We start from the raw sequence: 1,317 nt of genomic DNA on the forward strand, positions 1-1,317 counted from the left end.
TCCCGGGAGCGCATATGAGCGCCACCGCGCTCAGAGTCCGCTCACTCTTGGTAATGTGCACGTACCGCTGGGAGAGCATTTGTGAATTGGTTCACACCTGACCCTTGGCCGGGCCCTCGTCTTCGTGCTGAGATGCGGTCACGGCTTCCAGCTCGACGGCGCGCTTGGGGAGGGCACTGTGGCGGACACCGCCATGCGTAATGCGGGGTTGCCGGAGCCGCGGGGACCGCACGGCGGGGATCCGCGGGGGGACGATCCACTGGAGCGGGCCGTGTGGCGGTTGCGCTCACGCGCCTGCTGGGACGACGCGGCGGCCCTGCTCGCACCGCGCGCGGCCGCCGAGCCCGGGCCGGCCCTGCAGCGGACGGCAGTGCTGACCGAGCAGTGCATGTTCACCAAGGAGGGGTGGGGAGCCGCCGAGGACGCGCTGCGCGCGGCGGAGGCCCTGGCCACGAACGACGAGGAGCGCGGGGCGGCGGCCTGCGAGCGCGGCCATCTGGCCTACGCGTCCACCCTGCTGGGCGTCCGCGACCGGGCGGACGAGGCCCGTTCGGCCCTGGGCAGGGCCGCGGCCCTGCTCGCGCCGGGGTCGCCGAACCGCCCCCTGCTGCACTTCCGCCGCGGCCTGATCGCCCAGCACCTGTCGGACAACCCGTCCGACGCGACGGCCGCCTTCGAGCGCGCCCACGCGGGGGCGACGGCGCAGGGCCAGCGCCTGCTGCTGTCCTTCACCTGGCGGCACGTGGCGGCCATGGCCGAGCACGAGGGCAGGCTCGCCGAGGCGCGCTACGGCTTCGCGGAGTCGCTTCGCATCCGGGAAGAGCTGGGCTATCTGGTGGGCATCGCCCCGGCGCTGGCCTCGCTCGCCGCCGTCCTGGACGACCCGGGTGAGGCCGCCCGGCTGCGGGAGGAGGCCGCCCGGCTGGTCCGGCTGCTCGGCGGCGTCCCGGGCTGGCTGGCGGACCAGCTGACCGCCGCGGCGGCGAGCCCGGACTGATCGCCGGGTCTCACTGACCGCAGAGCCTCACTGACCGCAGAGGCCCCGTGCCGGGCCGCGGGGCTCGGCGCCGGCCGCTTGCGCCGTCGCCCGGGCGTCCTCCGGGCGTCCTCCGGGCGCCCTCCGGCTCCTGCTCACTTCACTCCGCTCCCGCGAAGTGCCCCCTCACCAGCGCCTCGGCCCGCTCCACGTCGTGCGCGGCCAGCGCCGCCAGCAAGGCGTGGTGTTCGGCGGCGTCGGCGACGAGGTCGGCCGCGCGGTGCGGCCGGCCGTGGGCCATCGGCCACTGCGCGCGGCGGTGGAGCTCGTCGGCGACGGCG

General features: G+C 76.1%; 2 protein-coding genes. One reads left to right on the plus strand and one right to left on the minus strand.

The genetic code is table 11. The annotated features are described in order from the left end of the window. Positions 1–193 precede the first annotated feature (193 nt). Positions 194–997 carry a hypothetical protein gene (locus tag V7793_RS37670; protein ID WP_336014252.1) on the plus strand — a complete coding sequence of 268 codons (804 nt, stop codon included), beginning with the start codon at positions 194–196 and terminating at the stop codon, positions 995–997. Positions 998–1,136: 139 nt separating this feature from the next. Here the strand turns inward: V7793_RS37670 and V7793_RS37675 are convergent. Then, on the minus strand, positions 1,137–1,317 hold a 181-nt coding region (locus tag V7793_RS37675), incomplete at its 5' end, for an FCD domain-containing protein (RefSeq protein ID WP_336014251.1).

It is taken from the genome of Streptomyces sp. KLMMK, assembly GCF_036961605.1.
Classification (GTDB): domain Bacteria; phylum Actinomycetota; class Actinomycetes; order Streptomycetales; family Streptomycetaceae; genus Streptomyces; species Streptomyces telluris.

Coding starts and splice junctions, on each gene's coding strand:
- V7793_RS37670 (WP_336014252.1), top strand. CDS start 194: ATGCGTAATGCGGGGTTGCCGGAGCCGCGGGGACCGCACGGCGGGGAT.